23 protein-coding genes are annotated in these 22,369 nt (G+C 63.8%); 9 read left to right on the top strand and 14 right to left on the bottom strand.

The features are described 5' to 3' along the window. Positions 1–145: 145 nt before the first annotated feature. Positions 146–706 (top strand): TetR/AcrR family transcriptional regulator, encoded by a 561-nt coding sequence (locus BJY26_RS05905; RefSeq protein WP_179426527.1) that lies wholly within the window; start codon positions 146–148, stop codon positions 704–706. A 138-nt stretch (positions 707–844) separates the two neighbouring features. On the opposite strand, the gene BJY26_RS05910 is transcribed toward BJY26_RS05905, so the two are convergent. From BJY26_RS05910 to BJY26_RS05940, 6 genes are all read right to left on the bottom strand, one after another. Further along, positions 845–1,387, bottom strand: coding sequence for an alpha/beta fold hydrolase (locus tag BJY26_RS05910; RefSeq protein WP_179426529.1), 543 nt, complete (start codon positions 1,385–1,387; stop codon positions 845–847). A 63-nt stretch (positions 1,388–1,450) separates the two neighbouring features. Further along, positions 1,451–1,828: an alpha/beta fold hydrolase gene (locus BJY26_RS05915; RefSeq protein WP_179426531.1), complete on the bottom strand. Its 378-nt coding sequence runs from the start codon at positions 1,826–1,828 to the stop codon at positions 1,451–1,453. Between the two features lie 61 nt (positions 1,829–1,889). Further along, positions 1,890–2,852, bottom strand: coding sequence for a nitroreductase/quinone reductase family protein (locus tag BJY26_RS18775; protein WP_218852273.1), 963 nt, complete (start codon positions 2,850–2,852; stop codon positions 1,890–1,892). A 57-nt stretch (positions 2,853–2,909) separates the two neighbouring features. After that, positions 2,910–3,650 (bottom strand): SDR family NAD(P)-dependent oxidoreductase, encoded by a 741-nt coding sequence (locus BJY26_RS05930; RefSeq protein WP_179426533.1) that lies wholly within the window; start codon positions 3,648–3,650, stop codon positions 2,910–2,912. Next, positions 3,650–4,267 (bottom strand): TetR/AcrR family transcriptional regulator, encoded by a 618-nt coding sequence (locus BJY26_RS05935; protein ID WP_179426535.1) that lies wholly within the window; start codon positions 4,265–4,267, stop codon positions 3,650–3,652. The genes BJY26_RS05930 and BJY26_RS05935 overlap by 1 nt, the downstream gene beginning before the upstream one ends. Next, on the bottom strand, positions 4,264–5,145 hold the full coding sequence (locus BJY26_RS05940; RefSeq protein ID WP_179426537.1) for an NmrA/HSCARG family protein: 882 nt from the start codon (positions 5,143–5,145) through the stop codon (positions 4,264–4,266). The genes BJY26_RS05935 and BJY26_RS05940 overlap by 4 nt, the downstream gene beginning before the upstream one ends. 876 nt (positions 5,146–6,021) lie before the next feature. Between BJY26_RS05940 and BJY26_RS05945 the strand changes: the two genes are divergently transcribed. Further along, positions 6,022–7,152, top strand: coding sequence for an alanine--glyoxylate aminotransferase family protein (locus tag BJY26_RS05945; protein ID WP_179426539.1), 1,131 nt, complete (start codon positions 6,022–6,024; stop codon positions 7,150–7,152). Positions 7,153–7,200: 48 nt separating this feature from the next. Here BJY26_RS05945 and BJY26_RS05950 read toward each other — a convergent pair whose 3' ends face one another. Both BJY26_RS05950 and BJY26_RS05955 read right to left on the bottom strand, forming a co-directional pair. After that, the gene (locus BJY26_RS05950; protein WP_179426541.1) at positions 7,201–7,365 is read right to left on the bottom strand and encodes a hypothetical protein; all 165 of its coding nucleotides are present in this window, start codon (positions 7,363–7,365) and stop codon (positions 7,201–7,203) included. After that, entirely contained in the window at positions 7,358–7,936 is a 579-nt protein-coding gene (locus tag BJY26_RS05955) for a DinB family protein (protein WP_237248920.1), read from the bottom strand. The genes BJY26_RS05950 and BJY26_RS05955 overlap by 8 nt, the downstream gene beginning before the upstream one ends. Before the next feature lie 63 nt (positions 7,937–7,999). Here BJY26_RS05955 and BJY26_RS05960 point away from each other — a divergent pair, with 63 nt between their 5' ends. Further along, the gene (locus BJY26_RS05960; protein ID WP_218852275.1) at positions 8,000–9,016 is read left to right on the top strand and encodes a helix-turn-helix transcriptional regulator; all 1,017 of its coding nucleotides are present in this window, start codon (positions 8,000–8,002) and stop codon (positions 9,014–9,016) included. A gap of 14 nt (positions 9,017–9,030) precedes the next feature. Here the strand turns inward: BJY26_RS05960 and BJY26_RS05965 are convergent, their stop codons facing one another. From BJY26_RS05965 to BJY26_RS05975, 3 genes are all read right to left on the bottom strand, one after another. Then, complete coding sequence (locus BJY26_RS05965) at positions 9,031–10,608, bottom strand: multicopper oxidase family protein (protein ID WP_179426543.1); 1,578 nt, start codon at positions 10,606–10,608, stop codon at positions 9,031–9,033. A gap of 72 nt (positions 10,609–10,680) precedes the next feature. Beyond that, a complete protein-coding gene (locus BJY26_RS05970) occupies positions 10,681–10,824 on the bottom strand; it encodes a hypothetical protein (protein ID WP_179426545.1) in 144 nt (47 codons plus the stop codon). A gap of 177 nt (positions 10,825–11,001) precedes the next feature. Further along, the gene (locus BJY26_RS05975; protein WP_179426547.1) at positions 11,002–12,222 is read right to left on the bottom strand and encodes a multidrug effflux MFS transporter; all 1,221 of its coding nucleotides are present in this window, start codon (positions 12,220–12,222) and stop codon (positions 11,002–11,004) included. Between the two features lie 119 nt (positions 12,223–12,341). Between BJY26_RS05975 and BJY26_RS05980 the strand changes: the two genes are divergently transcribed. From BJY26_RS05980 to BJY26_RS05995, 4 genes are all read left to right on the top strand, one after another. Next, positions 12,342–13,337: an ABC transporter ATP-binding protein gene (locus BJY26_RS05980; RefSeq protein ID WP_218852276.1), complete on the top strand. Its 996-nt coding sequence runs from the start codon at positions 12,342–12,344 to the stop codon at positions 13,335–13,337. Between the two features lie 5 nt (positions 13,338–13,342). Next, entirely contained in the window at positions 13,343–14,191 is an 849-nt protein-coding gene (locus BJY26_RS05985; protein ID WP_237248921.1) for an ABC transporter permease, read from the top strand. A 219-nt stretch (positions 14,192–14,410) separates the two neighbouring features. Further along, positions 14,411–15,832 (top strand): MDR family MFS transporter, encoded by a 1,422-nt coding sequence (locus BJY26_RS05990; RefSeq protein WP_179426549.1) that lies wholly within the window; start codon positions 14,411–14,413, stop codon positions 15,830–15,832. 52 nt (positions 15,833–15,884) lie between these two features. Then, positions 15,885–16,451, top strand: coding sequence for a GNAT family N-acetyltransferase (locus BJY26_RS05995; protein ID WP_179426551.1), 567 nt, complete (start codon positions 15,885–15,887; stop codon positions 16,449–16,451). A 114-nt stretch (positions 16,452–16,565) separates the two neighbouring features. Here the strand turns inward: BJY26_RS05995 and BJY26_RS06000 are convergent, their stop codons facing one another. Beyond that, the gene (locus tag BJY26_RS06000) at positions 16,566–17,489 is read right to left on the bottom strand and encodes a universal stress protein (protein ID WP_179426553.1); all 924 of its coding nucleotides are present in this window, start codon (positions 17,487–17,489) and stop codon (positions 16,566–16,568) included. 304 nt (positions 17,490–17,793) lie between these two features. Beyond that, the gene (locus BJY26_RS19520; protein ID WP_179426555.1) at positions 17,794–18,540 is read right to left on the bottom strand and encodes a GntR family transcriptional regulator; all 747 of its coding nucleotides are present in this window, start codon (positions 18,538–18,540) and stop codon (positions 17,794–17,796) included. Between the two features lie 153 nt (positions 18,541–18,693). Here BJY26_RS19520 and BJY26_RS06010 point away from each other — a divergent pair, with 153 nt between their 5' ends. Then, on the top strand, positions 18,694–20,109 hold the full coding sequence (locus BJY26_RS06010; RefSeq protein WP_179426557.1) for a sugar porter family MFS transporter: 1,416 nt from the start codon (positions 18,694–18,696) through the stop codon (positions 20,107–20,109). 76 nt (positions 20,110–20,185) lie between these two features. Here BJY26_RS06010 and BJY26_RS06015 read toward each other — a convergent pair whose 3' ends face one another. Next, positions 20,186–21,202: an aldo/keto reductase gene (locus BJY26_RS06015; protein ID WP_218852277.1), complete on the bottom strand. Its 1,017-nt coding sequence runs from the start codon at positions 21,200–21,202 to the stop codon at positions 20,186–20,188. Positions 21,203–21,302: 100 nt separating this feature from the next. On the opposite strand from BJY26_RS06015, the gene BJY26_RS06020 reads away from it, so the two are divergent. Continuing rightward, the gene (locus BJY26_RS06020) at positions 21,303–22,193 is read left to right on the top strand and encodes a helix-turn-helix domain-containing protein (protein ID WP_179426559.1); all 891 of its coding nucleotides are present in this window, start codon (positions 21,303–21,305) and stop codon (positions 22,191–22,193) included. Positions 22,194–22,369 lie beyond the last annotated feature (176 nt).

The following is a 22,369-nucleotide window of genomic DNA, read 5'->3' on the forward strand; positions in this document are numbered from 1 at the left end:
AAGCCCCTTCGTGTGTAGAAGGAATTTCTATGAGTGACTGTACACCCACTCATTGATGAGATCAACTTTGCGCGGTCGGTGATCTCGACGGTCGTCCACCGGTGTCGAGTTGTGCTCACTCAGAGGTGATTGTATAGTCACTCTTATGGCATCGACTGGTTCAACTCTCTCTACTGCCGAATCTCGGCGTCCCGTTGTGATTGCGGCGGCGCTGACCAAGTTCGCGGACGGTGGATTCCACGGAACGACTATCGCCGATGTTGCGCGGGAGGCGAAGATTTCTCCGGCGTACGTGTTCAAGTTATTTCCCGGTAAGGCGAGTCTGTTCGCTGCGGCGTTGGAGGCGTGTTACGAGGAAATCGTCCAGACGTTGGGGCAGAGTGCGGAGATCGCCGACCAGAGCCCCGCGGCGATCCTTGATGCTATGGGCGGTGCGTACGCCGAGTTGATCGGTGATCGGCGATTGCTGATGATGCAGGTGCATGCGCAGTCCGTCGCCGATGTTCCCGAGATCGGGCAGGTGTTGCGGAGCGGAATTGCTCACGTGACGACGTTCGCTCAGGAACGCTCCGGCGGCAATGACGACGAGGTTCAGCAGTTCATGGCCTATGGTCAGCTCTGTCATTTGATCGTCACCGCCGGCGTCGATGGCATCTCCGACCGGTGGGCCGAAGTTCTGGGGCACGGTATTCGGCACCCGGGCTGATTGCGCAGCTCGCCTGAGGGAATAGAAGCCCGTGTTCCTTGTCGACGTTAGTGAGTGAACAATCACTTTGTGTCGGTCGTTTGAAGAGGAGAAGACATGACCAATCCACAACAGCAGTACGCGTCGGTGCAAAGCCTGTCAAAGGACTTGTCCGCCACATGGCTCGTGCTGATCACGGTTGCCGCCGGTGCAGCGTTGCTTCGCTTCTGCCTCGGTGATCGGGGCGGGCGTCGTCGTTGACATGAACGGCACCAGTTCGTGCAACAGTTGCTCGGGCTGTTCCTCCGAAACGAAATGGCCACTGGCCTTCAGTGTCACAGTGGTGAGGTCGTGCGTGACGGCACGTAGGTTGTCGCCAAGGCGCCTACCGACAGCGAGTTCACCCCCGATGGTCATGGTCGGTACCGTCAGGTTTCCCCCAGCCTCAGTCCAGCTGCGGTTGGCGCGACCGTCCTCGAGCAGCGTGCGGTAATGCTCGAAACCGCAGCGCAGCGCCTCCCGTCCGGTGTAGGCGGCGGCGATCTCGTCGAGGACGTCGGCCGTAAACGGCTCGTGATTGGCGGCAAGGTGATCGAACCACCAGCCGAAGAACTCCCGTTCATGTCCGTCGAGTAGCAATTCAGGCACCTCACGGGTCATGAAAAGCCCGAAATGCCAACGCCCGCCCCGGGCCACGTCCATGGCTTCTTCCAGTCCGAAGCCGGGCACCGCAAGCTCGAGGAGAGCCAGGCGTTCGATCTCTTCCTAGTGGCGCCGCGCCCACGAGAAAGCGATCATGCCGCCGATGTCGTGGCCGACCACGCGAACCTTGTCCCGTATTCCCAAGTGACGCATCAGACTACGAATGTCGTCACTCTGATTGTCTTTGTCGTATCCGTGCGCGGCACGTTGCGAGTTCCCCGCCCCTCGCAGGTCCGGGGCGACCACCGTGTATCCCGCGTGAGCGAGCGGGCTCAGCAGGAAGCGCCACGCGAGAGCTGTCTGGGGCCAGCCGTGCAGCAACACCACCGGCGGACCGTCGCCGCCGATCAGGTAGCTGAGCTCAACATCATTCACTTCGGCGCGACGGCGCACGAATCCGGTGGGTATTTTTTCGTCGATGTAATCGTCGGTCACGTTCATTACCCTTCTTTGGGGTCGACCTGCTGTTGGTGATGGTGTGCGGGTATGACACACGGTCGGGTCAGTCGGTCGGGAGGTTTTCGATGGCGTACCGGGGGCCCAGCTGGATGGCTGAGTCGAGCGTCGCCTCCATTTCGGCGGGGCTCAGGGTGGGGACGGAAGTGCGGGAGGGGAGCGGTTGTCCCCACTGGCTGAAGTATTCGTCGAGTCCCGGCGGGGAAACCATGCACAGCATGCGCGCATCGGCCTGCGACGAGTTGTGGAAGAAGTGGGGTGAACGCGCCGGGATGTTGACGACTTCGCCCGCTGAGATGGTGGTTGTTTCGCCGCGAAAAGTGACGTCGATGCGGCCCTCGAGTACGAAGAACATCTCCTCGAAGTCGTGCCGGTGTGGAGGCGGGCCCCCGCCGGGCGGCACGTGCATGTCGATCAGTGCATAGCGCCCGTCAGTGTCTTCCCTGCCGAGCAGCATGGTGTAGTTATCGCCCACAACCCCGTAGTGCGGCAGACTTTCGTCGGTGCCCGGGCGCCGGACGGTGATGTCGCGTTGCGGATCCTCGGCGGCGATGCCGCCCGGCGCCGGCAGCTGGGCCGATCGTTCGGTGTGCGTGTGCGGCGTCAGCCTGATGACGGGCAGTCGGCGTCCGGCGCGTTGCCGATAAGTCGTGAACGCTGCCGATCGCTTGACGAACCGAGAGAACGCGGGTTCATATTCCTCGCCGGCGAGTTCTTCTGCGCGGACCGAGATTGTGTGGATCTCCCCATCGATCGGGGCTTCGATCGTGGCCTGCGGGTGCGCGCGGAGGTTGACTGCCCAAGCCGGGTCTCGCGCCGCGCCCTTGGCCGAGGCGACGACGAGCCAGCCATCGCCGTCTTTCAGTGACAGAGCCGGGTTGACTCGTTCCAGGCCGGTACGGGATCCACGGGTGTGGAGGAGTATCAAGTTCGAGCCGAAGCCGGCGGAGTCGACTCGGCCATTGCGGGCGCGAAACTCTTCGATGATGCGGTCGTTGAATTCAGTCATGGGTTGTCCTTCCGTGGCGTTGAATATTTCGGGGGCTTCGTTGGGAGTGACCTCGGGCTAGTTCATGAACATTCCTCCGTCGACGTTCAACGTCTGGCCGGTAATGAAGGCGGCATCCGGCGACGCGAGGAAAAAGACCGGGCCGGCGAGGTCCTCGGCGCGTTGGTCGCGGGCGATGGCGCGGCCAGCGCGTTGCGACTCGATGAGCGCGGGGTCGAAGTTCTCGGCCACCGGTTTCGTCAGGGTCAATCCGGGGGTGATGAGGTTGACGGTGATGCCCTCGTCGCCCACTTCACGGGCCAGGCTCCTGGTGAGCCCGACGAGCCCGGCTTTGGCGGAGACGTAGTGGACTTGTCCGGCGACGCCGGGGAACATCGAGGCGGAGCCGATGTTGACGATTCGTCCCCAGCCGCGAGCTTTCATGAGAGGCAGGAGCGCGTGGGTGACCACGTAGTTGCCCGTCAGGTTGATGTCGATCACGTTTCGCCACTGATCCAATGTCATGTCGGTGAACGTGGTGAAGGGGAAGGATCCGGCGCAGTTGATCAGGATGTCCAGCCCTCCGTGCGCACGTGCGAGCGCGGCCAGCTCGCCGACGTCGTCCTCGTCGGTGATGTTCGCGGTCGAGGTAATCATGGCCGGGTCTGCGCCGACTTCGCGTTCAAGATTGCTCAATGCCACAGCCGAGGCGTCGGTGCCGATCACGGTGTCGCCGTTGGCGAGGAACCGTTTGACGACTTCCGTGCCGATGCCGCCGCCGGCGCCGGTGATGAGTACGACGCGCCTTGTCATAGACATCAGGAATTCTCCAATTCGGGTGGTCCCGGGGTCAGGCCCGCGAGGAAGATCTGCAGCTGGCGGTGCAATTCACGAGCGATTTGATCGGGATCGCTGGAAAGAGGTTGCGCGAGCAAGGCGCCGAAAAACACGATGTCCGCCGCCGCGACGTCGGCACGTACGGTGCGATCGGAGCGCCCGCGCTCGAGAACCTTGTCGATGCCGGCGTAAACCTCGGATTCAAGGTTCCGCGACAATTCCGTGAGCTCCGCCGGTCCGCCGTGCAGAGGTAGAACGAGTTGATCACGGTGGGAGATGGTGTCTTCGAGGAACGCTTCAAGCGCATCGATCGCCGAATGGCCGGTTGCGGCTGCCTTGTCGACGGCGTCTTTCACCAGCCGAAATGAGCGCTCGGTCAGGGCCATCAGCAGTGCATCTCGGGTGGGGTAATTGCGGTAAAGAGTGCCGACGCCAACGCCGGCCTCACTCGCAATCGTGGCCATTGGCACCTGGCGTCCCTCGCGCAACATCGACGTCACGGCTGCTGCGAGGACCCGTTCCTGATTCGCTATCGCGTCCCGACGGACTCGGTATTGTTCCCGTTCGGGCTTGTCGTCTGCTGCGTTATTCGTCGTCATTTCCCGGCCTCGATCCAGGTGCGCAGGTCGTATAAGTCAGGGACGAGTTCTCGGCCGAGACCGACGTCGGCTCGATATGCCGGAAGCGTCGCAAACCAGGTGAACATCGCTTTCTGATCCGCGTCGGGCAAGACGTCGACGGGCACCGGCTCGTAACGCGCCGGGATTCCGCGGGCTCGTGCAAATGCTGCCGCCATCTCTTCTCCCGTCAGCTCGTCCCCGGCAAGCTCGACCGCGCCGCCCGGAATTCGCTCGGGGTACAAGAGGGCCGCGGCAGCTACCCGCCCGATGTCGCGAGTCGCGACCATCTGCAATGGCACATCGCCGGGCATCGGGAGCCGAATCACTAACTTGTCTTCCATCACGGGGCGGGAGAACGACGCGAAATTGTCCATGAAGAACGTGGGCCGAACAAACGTTGTCCGCAGCCCTAACGTCCCGAGGTATTCTTCAACGCGCCGTTTGCTTTCAAAGTGAGGGATTCCGGTAGCACGCTCGGCGCCGCCGACGGAGCTGTAGACCACCCGGGCCACGCCCGCTGCTTGAGCGGCATCCCCGATCGCCCGACCATGGGCCACTTCGCCTTCGGTTCCTCCCGGGCCGGTGAACGTCGTCATCGCGAACACTGCACCGGCTCCGCGGAACGCCTTGACAAGCGTGTCCGAGCTGTCGAGGTCAGCGGTGACCACGTCGGCCCCGCTACGAGCCAACTGTCGCGCTCGGGGCGAGTTCGGGTCTCGGACGAGAGCCCGGACCGGCGCTCCTTTTTCCAGAAGTGCCGAGACTACGGCTCTGCCTTGCTGGCCGGTGGCTCCGACGACAGCAAGCGGGCCGCGCGTCGTCGTGTTGTCGTAGATGTCCATGGTGTTGGTCTCCAATCGCTCTGTTCCGTCGCTGGTTCCGCGACTATCAGTCAGTAGAAGACCCTATGCGGACGAAATATTCCAGAAAATACCGACCAAATACAAAAATTCGTGGAATCGCGCCTGACATGGGGGGTAATTACGGACATATTAATCCGTTTATGGCTGACGAAGGTCGCTACCGCTTTCGGAAGGTCGCGCTGGTGGACCTCGGTGGTGTGCCTTGCCGGCGCCGTGCTTCGTCAGGGATGCCGCGCCCCGACGAAGCACGCCGGCTTTAGTTCCAGAGCCCGAGCATGAAGAAGATGCTGAGCACGAGAATTCCGAAAGCGATCCACCAGGCGGTCTTTTCTCCGGTCCACCGGGCCGGCGGCCGTCTCGTGCTCTGCGCCGGTTCGTGACTTCGAGTTGAGTCGCTCTGCGGCGAGTAATTCGGGATTGTGTGGTTTTGGGGTTCCATGATGTTTCTCCTGGGCTCGAATTGGGTCGATAGTTACTGCCACTGCGTGAACATGGCGATGGCGAGCAGTGCAAGCGGGATCAGGGCGATCCAGCGCATGGTGATTTCGTTCGACATCATTCCTCCTTCCTTAAATAAATGTATGGTCACTCACTCTTTTGCGTAGGCTCCGCCCATCGTGCGCAAGATCTCCGTCGGGGACTGCGCCTTGGCGTCGTCCGCGTTGGTGGAAAGCGCTGGGTTTTACGTTGCCATATGAGTGACTATACAGTCACTCATCGAAGAAGGCAACAGAGAGCATTGCCCGACTTGGGGTCGTTGCAGCCGGCGTTCGGTGGGACTCTGTTGTCGGCAAGGGTGTTCACGCTGCCTGAATTTCACAGGGCGGACTTGCGCTTTCAAAGTGTGAATTTTTGTGGCAATCTGCAGACATGACACTGCCACATGACGACATCGATCCCGACGGCCTCCTCGAATACTCGGTGGTTTTCACCGATCGATCTTTGAACCACATGTCGCAGCGGTTCGTCGGTGTCATGCAGGACTTGATCGGCATCCTGCGCGAGGCCTACAACGCGCACACCGTCGCCGTCGTCCCGGGCGGCGGCACATACGGAATGGAGTCGATTGCACGCCAGCTCGCCACCGGGCGCCGCTGCCTGATCGTGCGCAACGGCCTGTTCTCCTTCCGCTGGTCGCAGATTCTGGACGCAGGCACGATCGCGGACGACGTAACGCTCTGCAAGGCGCGCCCCACTAGCGATACGCATCAGGCGCCGTGGGCGCCCGCTCCGCTGGACGACGTATGCGAGCGGATTCGCGAGCAGAAGCCGGACGTCGTGTTTGCCCCGCACGTCGAAACCGCCTCGGGAATCCAGCTCCCTGACGACTACTTGCGCGGACTCGCCGAAGCCGTGCACGAGGTCGGCGGGACTTTCGTGCTCGACTGCGTGGCCTCCGGCGCGCTGTGGGTCGACATGGGCGACATCGGAGTCGATGTGCTGCTCACGGCTCCGCAAAAGGGCTGGAGCGGAACTCCGTGCGCGGCCTACGTCATGCTCAGCGAAGCCGGACGGAACGCGGTGCAGGCCGGAACGTCGACCAGTTTCTCCATGGATCTGGCCAAGTGGCTGTCGATCACCGAGGCCTACATCGACGGCAAGACTCCTTATCACGCGACAATGCCCACCGATTCGCTCGCGCACAATGTCGAGTTGATGCGTGAGGCTCGCGACGTCGGGTTCGAAAAGCTGCGTGCAGCCCAGATCGAGCTGGGTACGCGGGTCCGCGCGGCGCTGGCCGACTCCGGGCTGCCGTCGGTCGCCGTCGATGACTACGCATCGCCGACAGTGGTCGTCGTCCATACCGACGACCCGGACCTGCACAGTGGGGCGGCGTTCAAGAAGGTCGGCCTGCAGGTCGCTGCCGGCGTACCGCTGCAATGCGGCGAGCCCGAGGACTTCTCGACGTTCCGTATGGGCCTCTTCGGTCTCGACAAGCTGACAGACGTCGACGGCACGGTTGCCCGACTCAACGACGCACTGACAAAGCTCCGGGGCTGATCGTCCGCCGCCCAGAGTGGGCGAGGGCGACGTCGAGCGTTGAACCAGTTATGTGGTGGGCCTTCCGGATGAGATCTCAGCGCCCAGGGCAACGATCTGCGGCCCTCGGAAGTCGGGATGGAAATTCACGGTGAGCCGCAGTGAGCGATCGAGCGCATCGCCATAGCTCCATGCGGCAACGTGCGCCACGGCGTCGGAGTAACCATCAAGCATGACGCCAAGCGTAGAGGTCGCGCAGTAGCGCGATCTCCGCACCGTGGTGAATGACCTCCCGATGAATGTGCAGGACGAGCGCCGCCATCGACCAGTCGGCGAACTGCCCCTCGGCCGGTCCGCACTTCTCAGTCAGCCCGTCGTGTCCCAGACGCGTGACGCCGTCGATCCAGCAGTTGTACCCGGCGTCCAGCTGGTCGAGTGCTTCGGCGGCCGTTGCCGCATAGTCGTGAGTCTCGTAATCCACGGCCGGCCCGTCGAAATGCGAAGCGTTGCGCGCGCCGAACACGCCGACGATCAGGTGACCGAGACGCCACGCGATTGTCGTGACGGGCGCCGGTTCGGGCTCGGGAATAGCGAAATCGATAGTGTAAGCACCGCCTCCGGCGGCCACCGGGGCAGTGCCGTGCCCACGTGGACGTACGTTCCAACACCCGGCAACCGGCTCCCAGAAATATTCCTCGTCGGTCATCTCCGTCAATCGGGGCCGCAGCTGATTGGTCCAGTGCCATTCGAGTTGGCTGCGTAGTTCGGCATTCCAATTGATTTGCGTCTCTTGTGTGTTCATCATGGCGCCGACTCTACGGAGTAATGCGGACAGTTTGCGTCCGCATTTTCTGGCATTCTTGACTTTATGGTCGACAGGTCAGGGCTCGACAACTCCGGGATCGATAATTCGGTGATCGGCAGTGCATCACGCCTGCTGCACCTGCTGACCCTTCTCACGACTCGCCGCGTGTGGGCCGGCGAGCAGCTCGCCGAGCGGTTGGCTGTGACCACACGCACCGTACGTCGTGATATCGAGCGACTCCGCGATCTCGAGTACCGGGTCGATGCTCTTCCCGGCCCGTCCGGCGGATACTCACTCGGAGCCGGCAGCGGCTCCGGAACCGGCTTGCCCCCGCTGGTGTTCGACGAGGATTCCGCTGTCGCCGTGGCCGTCGGACTGCGTACTGCCACGTCGGGAACCATCGCCGGCATGGACGAAGCCGCGGCCCGCGCATCCGCTGCGTTGGAACAGGTCATGCCGAGCCGGTTGCGACGCCGCGTCGAAGCAGTGCAAGCCGCGACGGTGCCGCTGGCCGCCGGCGGCAGTGCCGTCGACCCGGATATTCTCACGGTGCTGGCATTGGCCTGCCGCGACCACGAGCGACTTCGATTTGGCTACGCCGACCGGGACGGCAATGCCAGCTGCCGCCACGTCGAACCGCATCGACTGGTGTCGACTGCCCGCCGCTGGTACCTCGTCGCCCGCGATTTGGACCGCGACGACTGGCGCAGTTTCCGCGTCGACCGACTCCGCGATCCGCAGCCGACCGGCCGTCGTTTCGCGCCCGTCGATCCGCCGGACCCCGCCCGGTTCGTCAGCGAAGGCATCTCGAGCCGGCCGTACCGATGGCAGGCTCGCGTTCTGCTCGATGCCCCGGCCGAGGCCGTGACGGAGTTCGTGCCCGCCACCGTCGGTGTCGTTGAAGCCGTGAATGCCGCACATTGCCTCCTCGTGGCCGGGTCGGACTCGCTGGACGCCATCGCCCTCCATGTGGCGCTTCTCGACATCCCGTTCACTCCGCTGGAGCCGCCCGAACTTCGCGAACGGTGTGCCGCGCTCGCGGAACAGCTTGCCCGGGCGGCGGCCGGCGGCGCCGACTAGAGCCGACGACAGCGTCAGTCGCGGATTTCGAAGTTCGCCATCATCATCATGTCTTCGTGTTCGAGGTTGTGGCAGTGGAACACGTATTTGCCCGGGTATCCGGAGAAGTGGATGAGCAGTTCGCCGGTTGCGCCGTTGTCGAGATTGACGACGTCCTTGAGTCCCGCATCGTACGGCCCGGGCCGATCGGAGTTGTTGTTGGACGTGACGATTTGGAAGCCGTCTTCGTGGATGTGGAACGGGTGTGGCACGTTTTGTGCCCGGATGGTCCACTTCTCGGTCGTGCCGCGCCTGACCCGGGCATCGATTCGAGCCGGGTCGAACTTCTTGCCGTTGACGGTCCACAACACGCGGTCATCCGCCTTGGCGCCGCCGCGGGCAAACACGAATGTGCGGTGCGCGGCGATATTCGTGTCGGGGACGGGCTCCAGATCGCTGAGCTTGGCCGGGATCCGGGTGGTGTCGTTCGCCGATTCGGTCACCGTGAAACGCATGACGAGCCCGGTGTTTCCGCTGCCGTGCTCATTGCGCAGCGTGATGCTTTGCCCGACCTTGTACGCCGAGAAGTCCACGATGACGTCGAACCGTTCCGCTTGTGCGATGTCGATGGCATCCAGTTCGTGCGGGGAGCGTAAAAGACCTTGACCGGAGCCGACCTGCACGAAGGACGGCCCGTCGTCCGGCTTTGGATCGAGCGCGAGTTTGTAGCGGCGGGCATTGGAGGCGTTGAGAAATCGGAACCGGTAGCGGGTGTTGCTGACGTTCAGCGTCGGCCAGGCGGCACCGTTGACGAGGATGCAGTCGCCGAGCACGCCGCTCATGAAGTCGTCGGTGACACCGGGTGTGTGACGCAGCGACGGGTCGACCGACGGGTAGTGCATGGCGCTGTCCTTGGCGAACGACCGGTCGACAATCATCAGCGGAATATCGCGATCGCCACGCGGGAGCGGCAGCTCATCCTCGACGCCGTCGCCGATCAGAAAGAATCCGGCCAGGCCGCGCCACACGGACGGGCCGGTGAAGTCCATCCGGTGGTCGTGGTACCACAATGTGGCGGCGCGCTGGTCCAACGGATATTCGTACGTGAATGATCCGTGGTGGACGCGGCCGGGGTGATGAAGGTCGGACGCCGGCCAGCCGCCCGTAGGAAGGACGTAATCGGTGGGGTAGCCGTCGCTTTCCGGCGGCGTCCGCCCACCGTGCAGGTGCACGACAGTGGGGACTCGGAGTTGGTTGCGTTGGTGGATCAGCACGGGCCGGCCGCGGCGGGCGTGGATCGTAGGCCCGGGGAATATGCCGTTGTAGCCCCAAATCGGCGTGGAGGGGCCGGGCAGGATGTGTGCACGCGCGGATCGCTGGGTGATCTCGTAATGGTCACCGTCCTCGTCGGATTTCGACGGCTTCAGCACGGGCGGAATCGGCAACGTCGAGGTGAACGGGTCGGGAAGCCGTGCGGTGCTGGACAGGACGGCGCCGGCGCTGGACTGGCTCTGATTGACCGGCCACCCGCAGCCGGCCAAACTCGTCGGCAGAATCAACGAGCCCGCAGCCAGTGCGCTGCCTTTCAACACGTCTCGCCGTGACGGAGTCATGACCGCAACCCTAGTGAAGCGACCCGGGCCAGCGCATCGTGCCGGAAGCGACATTCCGGGTCGCTTCCTGCTCTATCGGTTCGGGGCGGCGCGGATCTCGAGGGCGTCAATGACGTCGCCGACCCTGGCGTATGCTGCATCGTCGAGCCCGCGGATCGGAGGCGGGAGACTCGGACGGTGGACGAGACCCAACTGTTCGGCGACCGCCGCGATCACCCGGAGACTTCCGTACCGGGCGAACAAGTCCCGCAGCGGCTTCAGCCGGTTGGCCAGCGTCGTGACATCCCCCCCCCCAAAGACCGCATGATGCGGATTGTTCCCCGCGATGCGGGTGCAACCAGCATCGCGGGGAACAATCCGCATCACGAACGGGTGCGGGCGGAGTCGGGTCGTCTACCGTCGTTCCCCGCGGAAGGCGATGAACACGCAGGCGCACGCGGAAAGGCCGACGCACACGGCAAAAGTTGCGCCGAACGGGTGTGGGTCGTGCTCGCCTGCCAGGCCGACCAGCGGCGACACGGCCGCGGCCAGGATGAACTGGGAGAAGCCGATCAACGCCGACCCGGTGCCGCCCATGTCGCGGGTTTGCGCCAGCGCCAGCGTGGTGGCGTTCGGCATGATTTGCCCCATCGACATCGTGAGTACGGCGATACCGACCAGGAACAGCCAGAGCGGCATCCCCGTCAACGACGCCGTCAGCATGATTACGCCGGCCGCCAGCAGTCCGCCCATGCCAAAAGTCATCAATCGCTGTTGCGGCACTTTCCCGGCCAGCCGCCCCGTCGTGGTCACCGATGCCGTCAACACCAACGATCCCAACGCGAACGTGACTCCGTAGGCCAGCGGCGAGAACCCGTGCTGGGCTTGCAAGATGAACGACGACGCTGAGATGTAGGAGAAGAAGGCGCCGAACGCCAAGGCAAAAGACAAGAGGTAACCGAGGTAGAGCCGCCGGCCCAGCGCCGTCCCGAGCCCCTTGACCATCGTGGTCGCCCCGCTCGGTCGTCTCCGGTCGGCCGGCAGCGTTTCGCGGATACGCCCCACGATGATGATCAGCGTCACGGCCATGACGGCGGCCAGGGCCCAAAACACGCTGCGCCAGCCGCCGAGCGAATTGAGCAAGGCGCCGATGAGCGGTGCCACGACCGGCGCGATGCCGACGATCGCCATCAGCGCGGCGATGAGCTTTGTGGTGCGCGCACCGGTGGTGACGTCCGTAATGATCGCGCGCGCCAGCACCACGCCTGCCGCGCCCGAAAAGCCCTGCACGACCCGTGCCGCAATGAAAAGCGAGATGGTCGGCGCCAGCGCGCACCCGATCGTCGAGAGGAGGCAAATGACTTCGCCGATGATGATCAGCTTCCGCCGGCCCAACGCATCCGAGATCGCGCCGATGAGTAACTGGCCGAACGCCAGCCCGAGCATGAACCCCGAAAGCGTCAGCTGTACGGCCGATGCGCTGGTGTTCAGATCGCCGACGACGTCCGGGAGCGAGGGCAGGTAGACGTCCGTGGCCATCGGCCCGATCGCGGAAAGCAGGACGAGCCCGACCAGGCCGAGTCCGCGCGTCGGGTCCTTGGAGCGGGAAGGTTCGGACGACGCGGGAGGAGCCACCATCCCAGTGTGCAGCCGGCGGACGTCGAATGGCGAGCGGCGACCGCCAATGGCTCCCGGCCGATTACGCCCAGTGAAAAAACATCGTTAGGCCGGCAGAAAGCCCATAAGCTACCTACATGGCTCCGATCGCCGACAACCACGACGGGACACCGACGCCCCCGGCGACACCCGTCATCGACGTGGCGGATCTGCGGATGCGTTACGGCTCCAAAGATGTGCTGCTCGGTGAGTCGTTCACTGTTTCGTCGGGAGAGGTCGTCGCTTTGCTCGGCCCGAACGGCGCGGGGAAGACCACGACCATCGAGGTGCTCGAAGGCTTCCGAATGCGCTCGGACGGGCACGTGTCGGTGCTCGGCGTCGACCCCGGTCACGGTGACGAAAGGTGGCGGGCGCGCCTCGGCATCGTGCTGCAATCGTGGCGCGACCACGGTAAATGGGGCGTACGCGAACTGCTGTCACATATCGCCGCGTACTACCCGCCGTACGCAACCCCCGCCAGACCCCGCCCGCGCGATGTGGACGAACTGATCGCGACAGTTGGCCTGAGTGACCATGCCGGCAAGAAGGTCAAAGAGCTCTCCGGCGGCCAGCGGCGACGTCTCGACGTGGCAATCGGCATCGTCGGATCCCCCGAAGTGCTTTTTCTCGACGAGCCGACGGCGGGTTTCGATCCGGAGGCCCGGCAGGAATTCCACGAAGTCGTCCGACGGCTGGCGGCTACCGAAGACACCGGTATTCTGCTGACCACCCATGACCTGGCGGAAGCGGAGAAACTCGCCGACAGGATTCTCATCCTGGCCGGCGGCCGAATCGTCGCCAATGGCACATCGGCCGAGCTGTCCCGTCAGGTGTCGATCGACGCGCAAGTGACCTGGAGCGTTGGCGGTCGGTTGTTTACCGAATCGACGGCGCAGGCCACCAAATTCGTCCGCGAGCTGTTCGACAGGTACGGCGACGAGGTTGACGACCTCGAGGTGCGCCGGGCCAGCCTCGAGGAAACCTATCTGGCGTTCGTGCACGCGTTTGAAACGGGCAGCGAGACCGATACGAGCGGACTTGACCTGACGTCGTCCGGCGTCACCGGAGCCGCCGGCGCGGAAAGAGGAAGGTGAGAGACGTGTCGATTGCCGTCAGCGTGGCCAAGGCCGGTCTTGTGCGCGGACGCAGCGAACTGCGGCATACGTTCACGAACTTCCAGGACCTCTGGGGGTACGTGTTCCCGGCGGGGATTTTGCTCGTGGTGATGCTTCTGCAACGCGGCGCGACGGTTGGCCCCACCGGGTTCTCGCTCGGAGCGACCACGCTTCCCGGGGCTATCGGGATGAGCATTGCGTTTTCCGGCCTGATGTCGGTCGCGGCCCAGCTGATCACCGAGCGCGAGGACGGCACGCTGCTGCGCAACAAGGCGATTCCGCACGGCATGACCGGCTATATGATCGGCAAAATCGTGCTGACCATCGGGATGAGCGTGGTCAGTCTGCTGCTGTTGCTGATCCCCGGGATGATCATTTTCGACGGCGTGCAGATGGGCATCGCCGGCGCGGTGACGCTGGTGTGGGTATTCGTGCTCGGGATGGCTGCGACGATGCCCATCGGCGCCGTAATCGGGTCGCTGTTTTCCAACCCGACGAGCATGGGATTTGTGATGTTGCCGATGATGGGGCTGATCGGTATTTCCGGCATTTTTTATCCGATCGGTAAGTTCCCGGAATGGCTGCAAGGGATCGCCGAGGTCTTTCCGATCTACTGGCTCGGCCTGGGCATGCGCTCGTCCATGCTCCCGGACTCGCTCGCGTCGGTGGAAATCGGCCAGTCATGGCGGCACCTGGAAACGTTCGGGGTACTGGGCGCATGGGCGGTGCTCGGGTTGGTGCTGGCCCCCATCGTGCTGCGGCGGATGGCCCGGCGCGAATCCGGATCGGCCGTGGCAAGCCGCCGCGAGCGCGCCATCAGTCGGCGCGGCTAGTCGAATTGGCCCGGCGAACGCGTGAATTAATTGGAAGGCGCGACCGGCGACTGTGTTGATAGTCTGAGTCGAGTTCGGTTGCCGACGCATCGTTGACTCTCGTCCCGAATAAATGGGCAGTGTCCGAGCGTTACATTCTTTGCCGAATTCAATCCCCGGATCGTCTGATCGGCGCAGTGCCTCGATGCGCCGCACGATCCGGCAGAAAAGAGAGAGTGCATGTCCAAAACCACGAGCGACGCGATGCCGCCTATGGCCGAGCCCGCGCGCCCCGCCGCCAATCCGATGCTCATCATCGGAATCATGGTTGTCACGGCATTCGTGATGATCTTGAACGAGACGACCGTCTCGATCGCCCTTCCGCACCTCGCCGAAGCGATGGCGGTGAGCACGGCTACCGTGCAATGGCTCATCAGCGGCTTCCTGGTCACCATGGCCGTGGTCATTCCGACCACCGGTTTCCTGATCGAACGGTTCACGCCGCGCGCGATCTACCTGGCAGCTGTCGGATCGTTTGTCGCCGGCACGCTCCTGTGTGCCATCGCGCTGAACTTCCCGGCTCTGCTCATTGGCAGAATCGTTCAAGCGTGCGGGACGGCGGTCATGATTCCGCTGGTCATGACCACCGTGATGCGGTTAGTGCCGGCTAGTCGCCGCGGGACCACGATGGGCACGATCTCCATCGTGATCGGTGTCGCGCCCGCGATCGGACCGACCGTCGGCGGGGCGATCCTCGCCGGCCTCGGGTGGCGTTGGATGTTCTGGCTGGTGCTGATCCTCGCCATCATCGTGCTCGTTTTCGCCATCGCGCGACTCCACGTGCCGGCAGAGCTCAAACCGGTGCCGCTCGATGTTCTCTCTGTTTTGCTCTCGGCCGTCGGTTTCGCCGGGCTCGTCTACGGCTTGTCGTCCATCGGTGAATCCGGCGGGTTCATCCCGTCGTGGGCCGCCGTCCTGGTCGGAGTCGTCGCTTTGGCGCTGTTCACCTGGCGGCAAAAGCGCCTTCAACTGCAAGACAAGCCGTTGCTCGATCTGCGGACGTTGACATACCGCCGGTTCTTCCTGGCACTCATCTTGGCGTTGTTCGTTTTCATGGCATTGCTCGGGGCCGGAGCCGTCCTGTTGCCGATCTATCTACAGAACGTGCTCGGCCACGGCACGCTCGTCGCGGGTCTTGCCCTTCTCCCGGGCGGCCTCGTGATGGCCGCCGTCTCACGCCCGGTCGGCAGAATGTACGACAAGTTCGGCGCCCGGCCGCTTGTCATTCCGGGCGCCATCGGCATGACTGTTGCGCTTGCAGCGTTCGCTGCGCTCGGCGCCTCGGCGCCGTTGTGGGCGGTCATCGTCTGCGACATTCTCTTGATGGCATCGCTCGGGTTCATGATGACGCCGCTGATGACCGATTCGTTGGATTCTTTGCCGGACGACCTGTACTCGCACGGCAGCGCGCTGCTGGCGACTTTGCAGCAGGTTGCCGGTGCCTTGGGCAGCGCGGTGCTCGTGATGATCGCCGCCGTCGGCAGCACCGGCCCGTCGGGGATCCCGGATGCGCACGGCATCAGCGTGGCGTTCTGGGTGGCCGCGGGTATCGGTGTCGGGGCCGTCATCGTGGCGTTCTTGTTCAAGCGTCGCGCGGCCTGAGCGTCGTGACCTCCCGTCGGGAGGCGTATCGCAACGATAGGATGGCGTCGTTATGTCCCGGCATTTCGCACTGGACTCGTTGGAGACCGATCGCCTCGTGCTTCGCCGTCGAAACGAGCGTGAGGCGGGCATCTATCGTCGCCTGTGGACCGAGAGAGACCCCAGGGTTCCGGCGCATCGACGAATAGACACCGAGGGACGGCCGACCCTGGAGGACATCCGCGCCGAAATACACCGGGAACGCCAATTGACGCGTCCGGGACTCCTGGCGGTGGAGCGGAAGATCGACGGCGATGTCATCGGATATTGCGGGCTGGTCTTCCACGGGAACGGCGCTCCCGACGAGCCCGAACTGGCTTACGAACTGTTGCGCAGCACTCACGGGTACGGCTATGCAACCGAGGCCGGCGGCGCTGTTCTCGACTGGGCGGCGGAGGCGGGTTACGAGCGAGTGTGGGCGACCGTTCGTGATTGGAACGCCGCCTCACGCCGCGTTCTGGACAAGCTCGGCTTCGGTGAAACGGGCCAGGTCGAGGCCGACGCCGTTCACGGCGACTCGCTCCTGACCGTTCGAAAGCTCGGGGACGCCCACCGGGTAGGCCGCATCCGACCGAGATGATCGCCCAGTTTGGGGCAGTACGGTAAAAATTTCATGACGACCGGACACCGAGAGGTCGGCGCGCCGTGAACTCCACGGCGCGCCGTCAAGGTGCCAAGCGAACGGCACCCACCTCTAATTGCGGACGACCATCACTGGTCCGGCGGCGTGGTTCAATAGCGCTTGCGACGTCGAACCGAGCAGCAGTCCGGTGAAGCCCCCGCGGCCCCGCGACCCTACGACGAGGGTTTCCGCCGTTGCGGAAATCTCTGCCAGGATGACGGCGGGCGGGCGGGCGTACACGTGCGAGGCGATGATGCGCTTGGACACCTGCAAGTCGGGATAGTCCGTTTTCACCGTCTTTTCGCACTCGTCCAAGGTGGCGCGTGCTTCGGACGTGATCACGTCCAAATCGACAGACACGGTGGACCATCCGTAGGCGCCGTAGCTGACGTGTACGACGCCGACGATGGTGAGGGGCAGTCCGTGCGCGGCGGCCAAGCGGGCTGCCTCGGACGGCGCGCGGATCCCCGACCCCGACTCATCGACGGCGACAACGACATTGCCCGAGAAGTCCGAATCCGCATCCGTCGTCGTTGAGGTTCTGCCCTTTGCGACCGCTTGTTCCGATGGCACGACCATCACCGGGCACTCCGCGTGGGCCGGAAGACTAGCCGCTACGCTGCCGATCAACCGGCCGAAAAATCCACCGGTACCACGCGCCCCGACGACGGCGAGTTCGGCCGATTTCGACTGTTCGACCAGCACATCGATGGGGTTGCCGGGGCAGACGACCGATTCGACCTTGACCTCTTGATCGCGAGCGGTAGTGGAAGCATCGTCGATGGTTTTGGTCATCGCGGCGCGAGCCGCCTCGGAGAACCCGGGCACTGCGCCTATTCGCACCAGACCGGTTCCCGATATTTCCGAATCGGGATACGCGCCGACAATGCGTAGAAGTCCGTCACGCGTTTTTGCTTCATTGATGGCCCTGTCGAGCGCCAACTGGGCGTTTGGCGAGCCGTCAAAACCTAGAACAATAGTTTTGTTGCCATTCATTTTCGTCATCCTTTAACTGCACACAAGTTCGCGATGGCCGCTTGAGGTGGTACAGCGCCGGCGCCCGGCCCTAAAAATCGGGATGGCGTTTCGGCAATAAGTTCTCGCGCGTCGGGTAGAAAGCCCGCGGCCGATGAAACTCCTGGCTGTGGTCGGCGCGCAACGATGAAAGCAACTCGATATTTGCTCGCTCCAATCGCCGGCAGGTTGGCCACTAGCAAACTTCTACGAATCGTAGAAGTAAATTCAGTTTACGGAAAGTAGGCCGGCTGTCAATCGAGTGGATGCCGGAAGCAGCCGGGAGTTATTCGTCTCTCAGGACGGCGAACGAGACATCGTAGCGGTCGGCGCGATAGATGCTGACGGTTCGCTCGATGGGATGGTCGCGGCGATTCAGGCCGATGCGCCGTATCCGCAGAGCAGGACTGCCCGGCGCAATGTCCAACAGCGCAGCATCTGCTCCGTCGACGGACGTAGCGGTAACGACTTGTTCCGCCCGAGCCGGCCGCTCGCCATAGCGGGCCAGCTTTTCGTAGAGGGACCCTTCCAAACCGCCTTCCAACAAGCCGGGTACGCCGGCCGCCGGCAGGTACACCGACTCCAAGCACATCGGGGAGTCGTTGGCCAATCGCACCCGGATCAGTCGCACGACTGGTTCATCGGCAGCAATCTGCAAGTCGGCGCCGATTTCGGCCCCCGCGGGGACTTCGTCGGCAGTCACGATACGTGAGCCGGGTCGCCACCCACGCTCGCGCATATCTTCGCTAAATGACGTCAGCGATAGCGACTTGGACACGGTGGTGTTTGAGACGAACGTCCCCGCGCCCTGTACGCGGTAGACGAGCCTCTTGTCCTCCAGCGATCGCAGCGCTCGGCGCACTGTCGTTCTGCTGACGCCGTATTGTTCGGCGAGTTCGCGCTCGGTAGGAAGCGCCTCGTGGGCTGCTAGGTTCGCGACAACAGCCTGAAGGCGTCGACGAAGCCCTTCGTACACGGATCCGTCGGTAGTGGCCCGAGTGGCGGGTTTCTCCGACGCTGTGTGTTCGACCACTGCCCCTCCTCGCCAATCGTCGAGATAACGGTATCTACCAATGTTAGCTGATAGGGCGGATTAGGTCCGATATTGAGGGCGAAACTCTTGCCATCGGCCCGAACTGGGTGCAATATTGGTTAACACCAATATTGCTTTTAGAGGGAGAAATCCATGTCCGCCGAACAGCATTCGCCCGGTGCTCCGGCACCCGGGTCGGACACTCAGACGGGTAACGGGCCCAGCCGTGCCGGAGTTGTCCTGGGCATCACGATCATCGTTGGACTTGGCGGCTTCCTCTTCGGCTACGACAGCGGCGTGATCTCGGGAGCGCTGAAGTTCATCACCCAAGACTTCCATCTCTCTGCCGGCGTGTCCGGGCTCGTTGTCAGCTCCATCCTGGTCGGTGCCATGGTCGGTTCTCTGAGCTCGGGCCGGCTCTCCGACCGTTACGGACGGCGCACAATCATCATCGTGGCTGCCCTCGCGTTCGTGGTCGGCGCCGTCCTTGCCGCCCTGGCGCCATCCGTTGCGATACTCCTGGCAGCACGCGTTATTTTGGGTCTTGGGATTGGCGCCGCATCGGCCTTGGTGCCGGTATTCATCGCCGAGGTCGCCCCGCCGGCCACCCGTGGACGACTCGTAGCCGTCAATCAACTTCTCATCACCATTGGGATTGTTGCCGCTTACGTGGTCGGATACGCGTTCACGGACTCTCATAACTGGCGTGCCATGTTCGGGGTCGGGGCAATACCGGCGCTTGGCTTGGGGATCGGTATGTTCTTCATGCCGGAGAGCCCCCGCTGGTTGCTGGCCCGCGGCCGAGAGGGTCGCGCTCGCGCCGTCCTGACCAAGCTGCGGCCGAGCGCCGCGGCAGTCGAAGCCGAGCTAGCGGAGATCGGGCAGGTCCGACCCGATCATGGAACACGTTTGAAAGATCTCGCCAAACGGTGGATGGCACCGGCGCTCATTGCCGGAATCGGGCTTCAGGTCCTCGGGCAGGCCACGGGCGTCAACACGGTCATTTATTATGCGCCGACGATTTTCGGCCATGCGGGACTCGGAGCCTCGACGGCGATATTGGCCACCGTCGGTATTGGAATCGTCAATCTGGTCATGACCGTCGTCGGGATGATGCTTGTCGATCGCATCGGCCGCAGGCGGCTCTTGATCTCGGGCGTCACCATTATGACCGTCGCTCTCGTCGTGCTCGCCCTGACTCTGTCGATCGCCGGGCTTTCCGATACGACCGGGCTTGTCGCGTTCATCTGTATCGCCGTGTACATCGCGGCAGTTGCAGCGAGCCTGGACGTCGTGGTGTTCATCATCCCGTCGGAAATCTACCCGCTGCGAGTGCGCGGTACCGCTATGAGTGTCACATTGTTCTCCAACTGGGGGATGAATTTCGTCGTCTCCTTGACCTTCCTGACGTTGTTGCAGGCGCTGGGGACCGCCGGAACGTTCTGGCTGTATGCCGCACTGTGCGCCGTCTTGGTGATCTTCACGCTGAAGTTCATTCCCGAGACCCGCGGGCGCAGCCTGGAGGAAATCGAGCGGGACTTTCACGGCGGCACCGTCGCCGAAAGGTGAATGGATGCCCGGTTACTCGCCAGTAACCGGGCATCCATTCACCACTCGGCGGAGGGTTACGGCCATTCGTAGCCGGTCAGCGCTCGCTGTCCAGCTCCGACATGGCGGCGTCGGGATAGCGTTCGCCGTGCACGGCGCCGGGCGGTACCAACTTCGTGATTTCGGCCAGGTCGTCGCTGGTCAAGGTCACCCGGTTGCTGTCGACGAGCGACTGCACCTGGGACGTGCGGCGCGAACCGACGATCGGCACGACGTGCTTGTCCTGTGCGGCGACCCACGCGATTGCCAGTTGCGCGAGCGTCGCACCCTTGGCCTCTGCGATGGTACGCAGCGGTTCGACGAGGGCTTGATTGTGAGCAAGGTTCTCGCCCTGGAAACGCGGGAACACGCTGCGGGCGCCGCCCGTCGTCCCTCCGCCGAGGAGCCCCTTGCCCAGCACGCCGTACGCCGTGATGCCGATACCGAGCTCGCGGCACGTCTCGAGAATCCCGTTGCTTTCGATGCCGCGGCTGAGCAGCGAATATTCGATCTGGACGTCGCTGATCGGAGCCACCGCTGCTGCTCGCCGGATCGTGTCGGCCCCGACCTCGCTGAGCCCGATGTGCCGAACGTAGCCGTCGTCGACCAAATCCTTCACGGCCCCGACCGTGTCCTCGATCGGCACGTCCGGATCAAGCCTGGCCGGTCGGTAGATGTCGACGTGATCGGTGCCCAGGCGCTGCAGTGAGTAGGCGAGGGACGTCTTGACATTCGCCGGCGAGCCGTTGAACCCCTGCGGAAGACCGGACGGCGTCAGCTGCGCGCCGAACTTCACCGAGAGCACGACGTCGTCGCGGCTGCGCTCGCGCAGCGCCCGTGCGATGAGCATCTCGTTGTGGCCGGCGGCGTAGAAGTCGGCCGTGTCGATGAGCGTGCCGCCGGCGTCGAGGTAGGCGTGCACCACGGCGACGGACTCGTCCTCGTCAACGTGACCGTACGCGCCGGACAGGCTCATGCCGCCCAGTCCGGGCGATGTGACCGCCGGCCCCGCGGCGCCGAGAGTCCGAATGGTGAGTGTGTGGTTGCTGATCTGGTCTTCTGTGGAATTCGTCATGACTCCAGCCTGACCCGCAAATGCTGTCGTGTGCAGGCCGAGATTATCCGGGGAGAGGTCCTCCCTGGATAAATGCCGGCCCAGCCCGCACGATGGGAGTGTGACCAACCGTGCGGAACTTGCCGACTTTCTGCGCCGGCGGCGTGAACTTCTCCGTCCGGCCGATGCGGGGCTCCCGGCGGGTCCGCGTCGGCGAACTCCGGGATTGCGCCGCGAGGAGGTGGCAATGCTCGCCGGTGTGTCGGTCGACCATTACACACGGCTCGAGCAGGCTCGCGGGTCGTCGCCGTCCGCGTCCGTCGTCGGTGCCATCGCCGGTGCGCTGCAATGCGATTTGGACCAGCGTGACCATTTGTTCTATCTCGCCGGCTTGCCGCCACCGGCGCGCCGGGCGGGTGTGTATGTGCGTCCCGGGCTGATTGCGATGGCCGACCGGCTCGTCGACATCCCGGTGCTGATCACGACGGATGTGGGCGATGTCGTCTGGTCGAATGTGCTCGGCCGCAGCTTCCTCGGCAGCTGGCCGGAGCACGCGGACGCCGGGTCGGCGGGCTGGGATGCTGCCGGCGACGCGGGCGCTCGTCCGCGAAGCCGGAACGTGGTCTGGCGGTGGTTCACCGAGCCGTCGGCCAGGCCGATCGCCGAGCCGGAGTGGCCGCGGATCTCGGCCGCCCATGTCAGTGACCTCCGGGCGGTGTATGCCCGCCGCTCCGGCGATGCGGACGTCGCGTCGCTCGTGGCCGATCTGCTGGAGACAAGCGCCGAGTTCCGTGAGCTGTGGGAGCGGCACGACGTCGCCGTTCACCATGAAGACGTCAAGACCATGATCCATCCGGAAGTCGGTGACGTGCAGCTACGCTGCGAGATCCTCTTGTCGCCGGACGCGGGCATCCAATTGCTCGCGTTCTTCCCTCTCCCCGGCACGGACGCCGCGGAAAAGCTCGAGTTGTTGCGCGTGATCGGCACGCAGGAGTTCCAACCCGAGCGGTGACGCCGGCGAAGGTCAGCGGCCGGCGAGTTGTAAACCTACGACGACACTACGACGAGTGGCCGACGTCCAGACTGTTCCTTGCCGACAGTCGGCATGACGTCAATCGGAGTCGACGCATATGTTGCGCGCATACCGGCAATGCGGGCTGTCCGGCTCCGGAGATGGCCACCGAGTAC

This window comes from Spelaeicoccus albus (assembly GCF_013409065.1).
GTDB lineage: Bacteria > Actinomycetota > Actinomycetes > Actinomycetales > Brevibacteriaceae > Spelaeicoccus > Spelaeicoccus albus.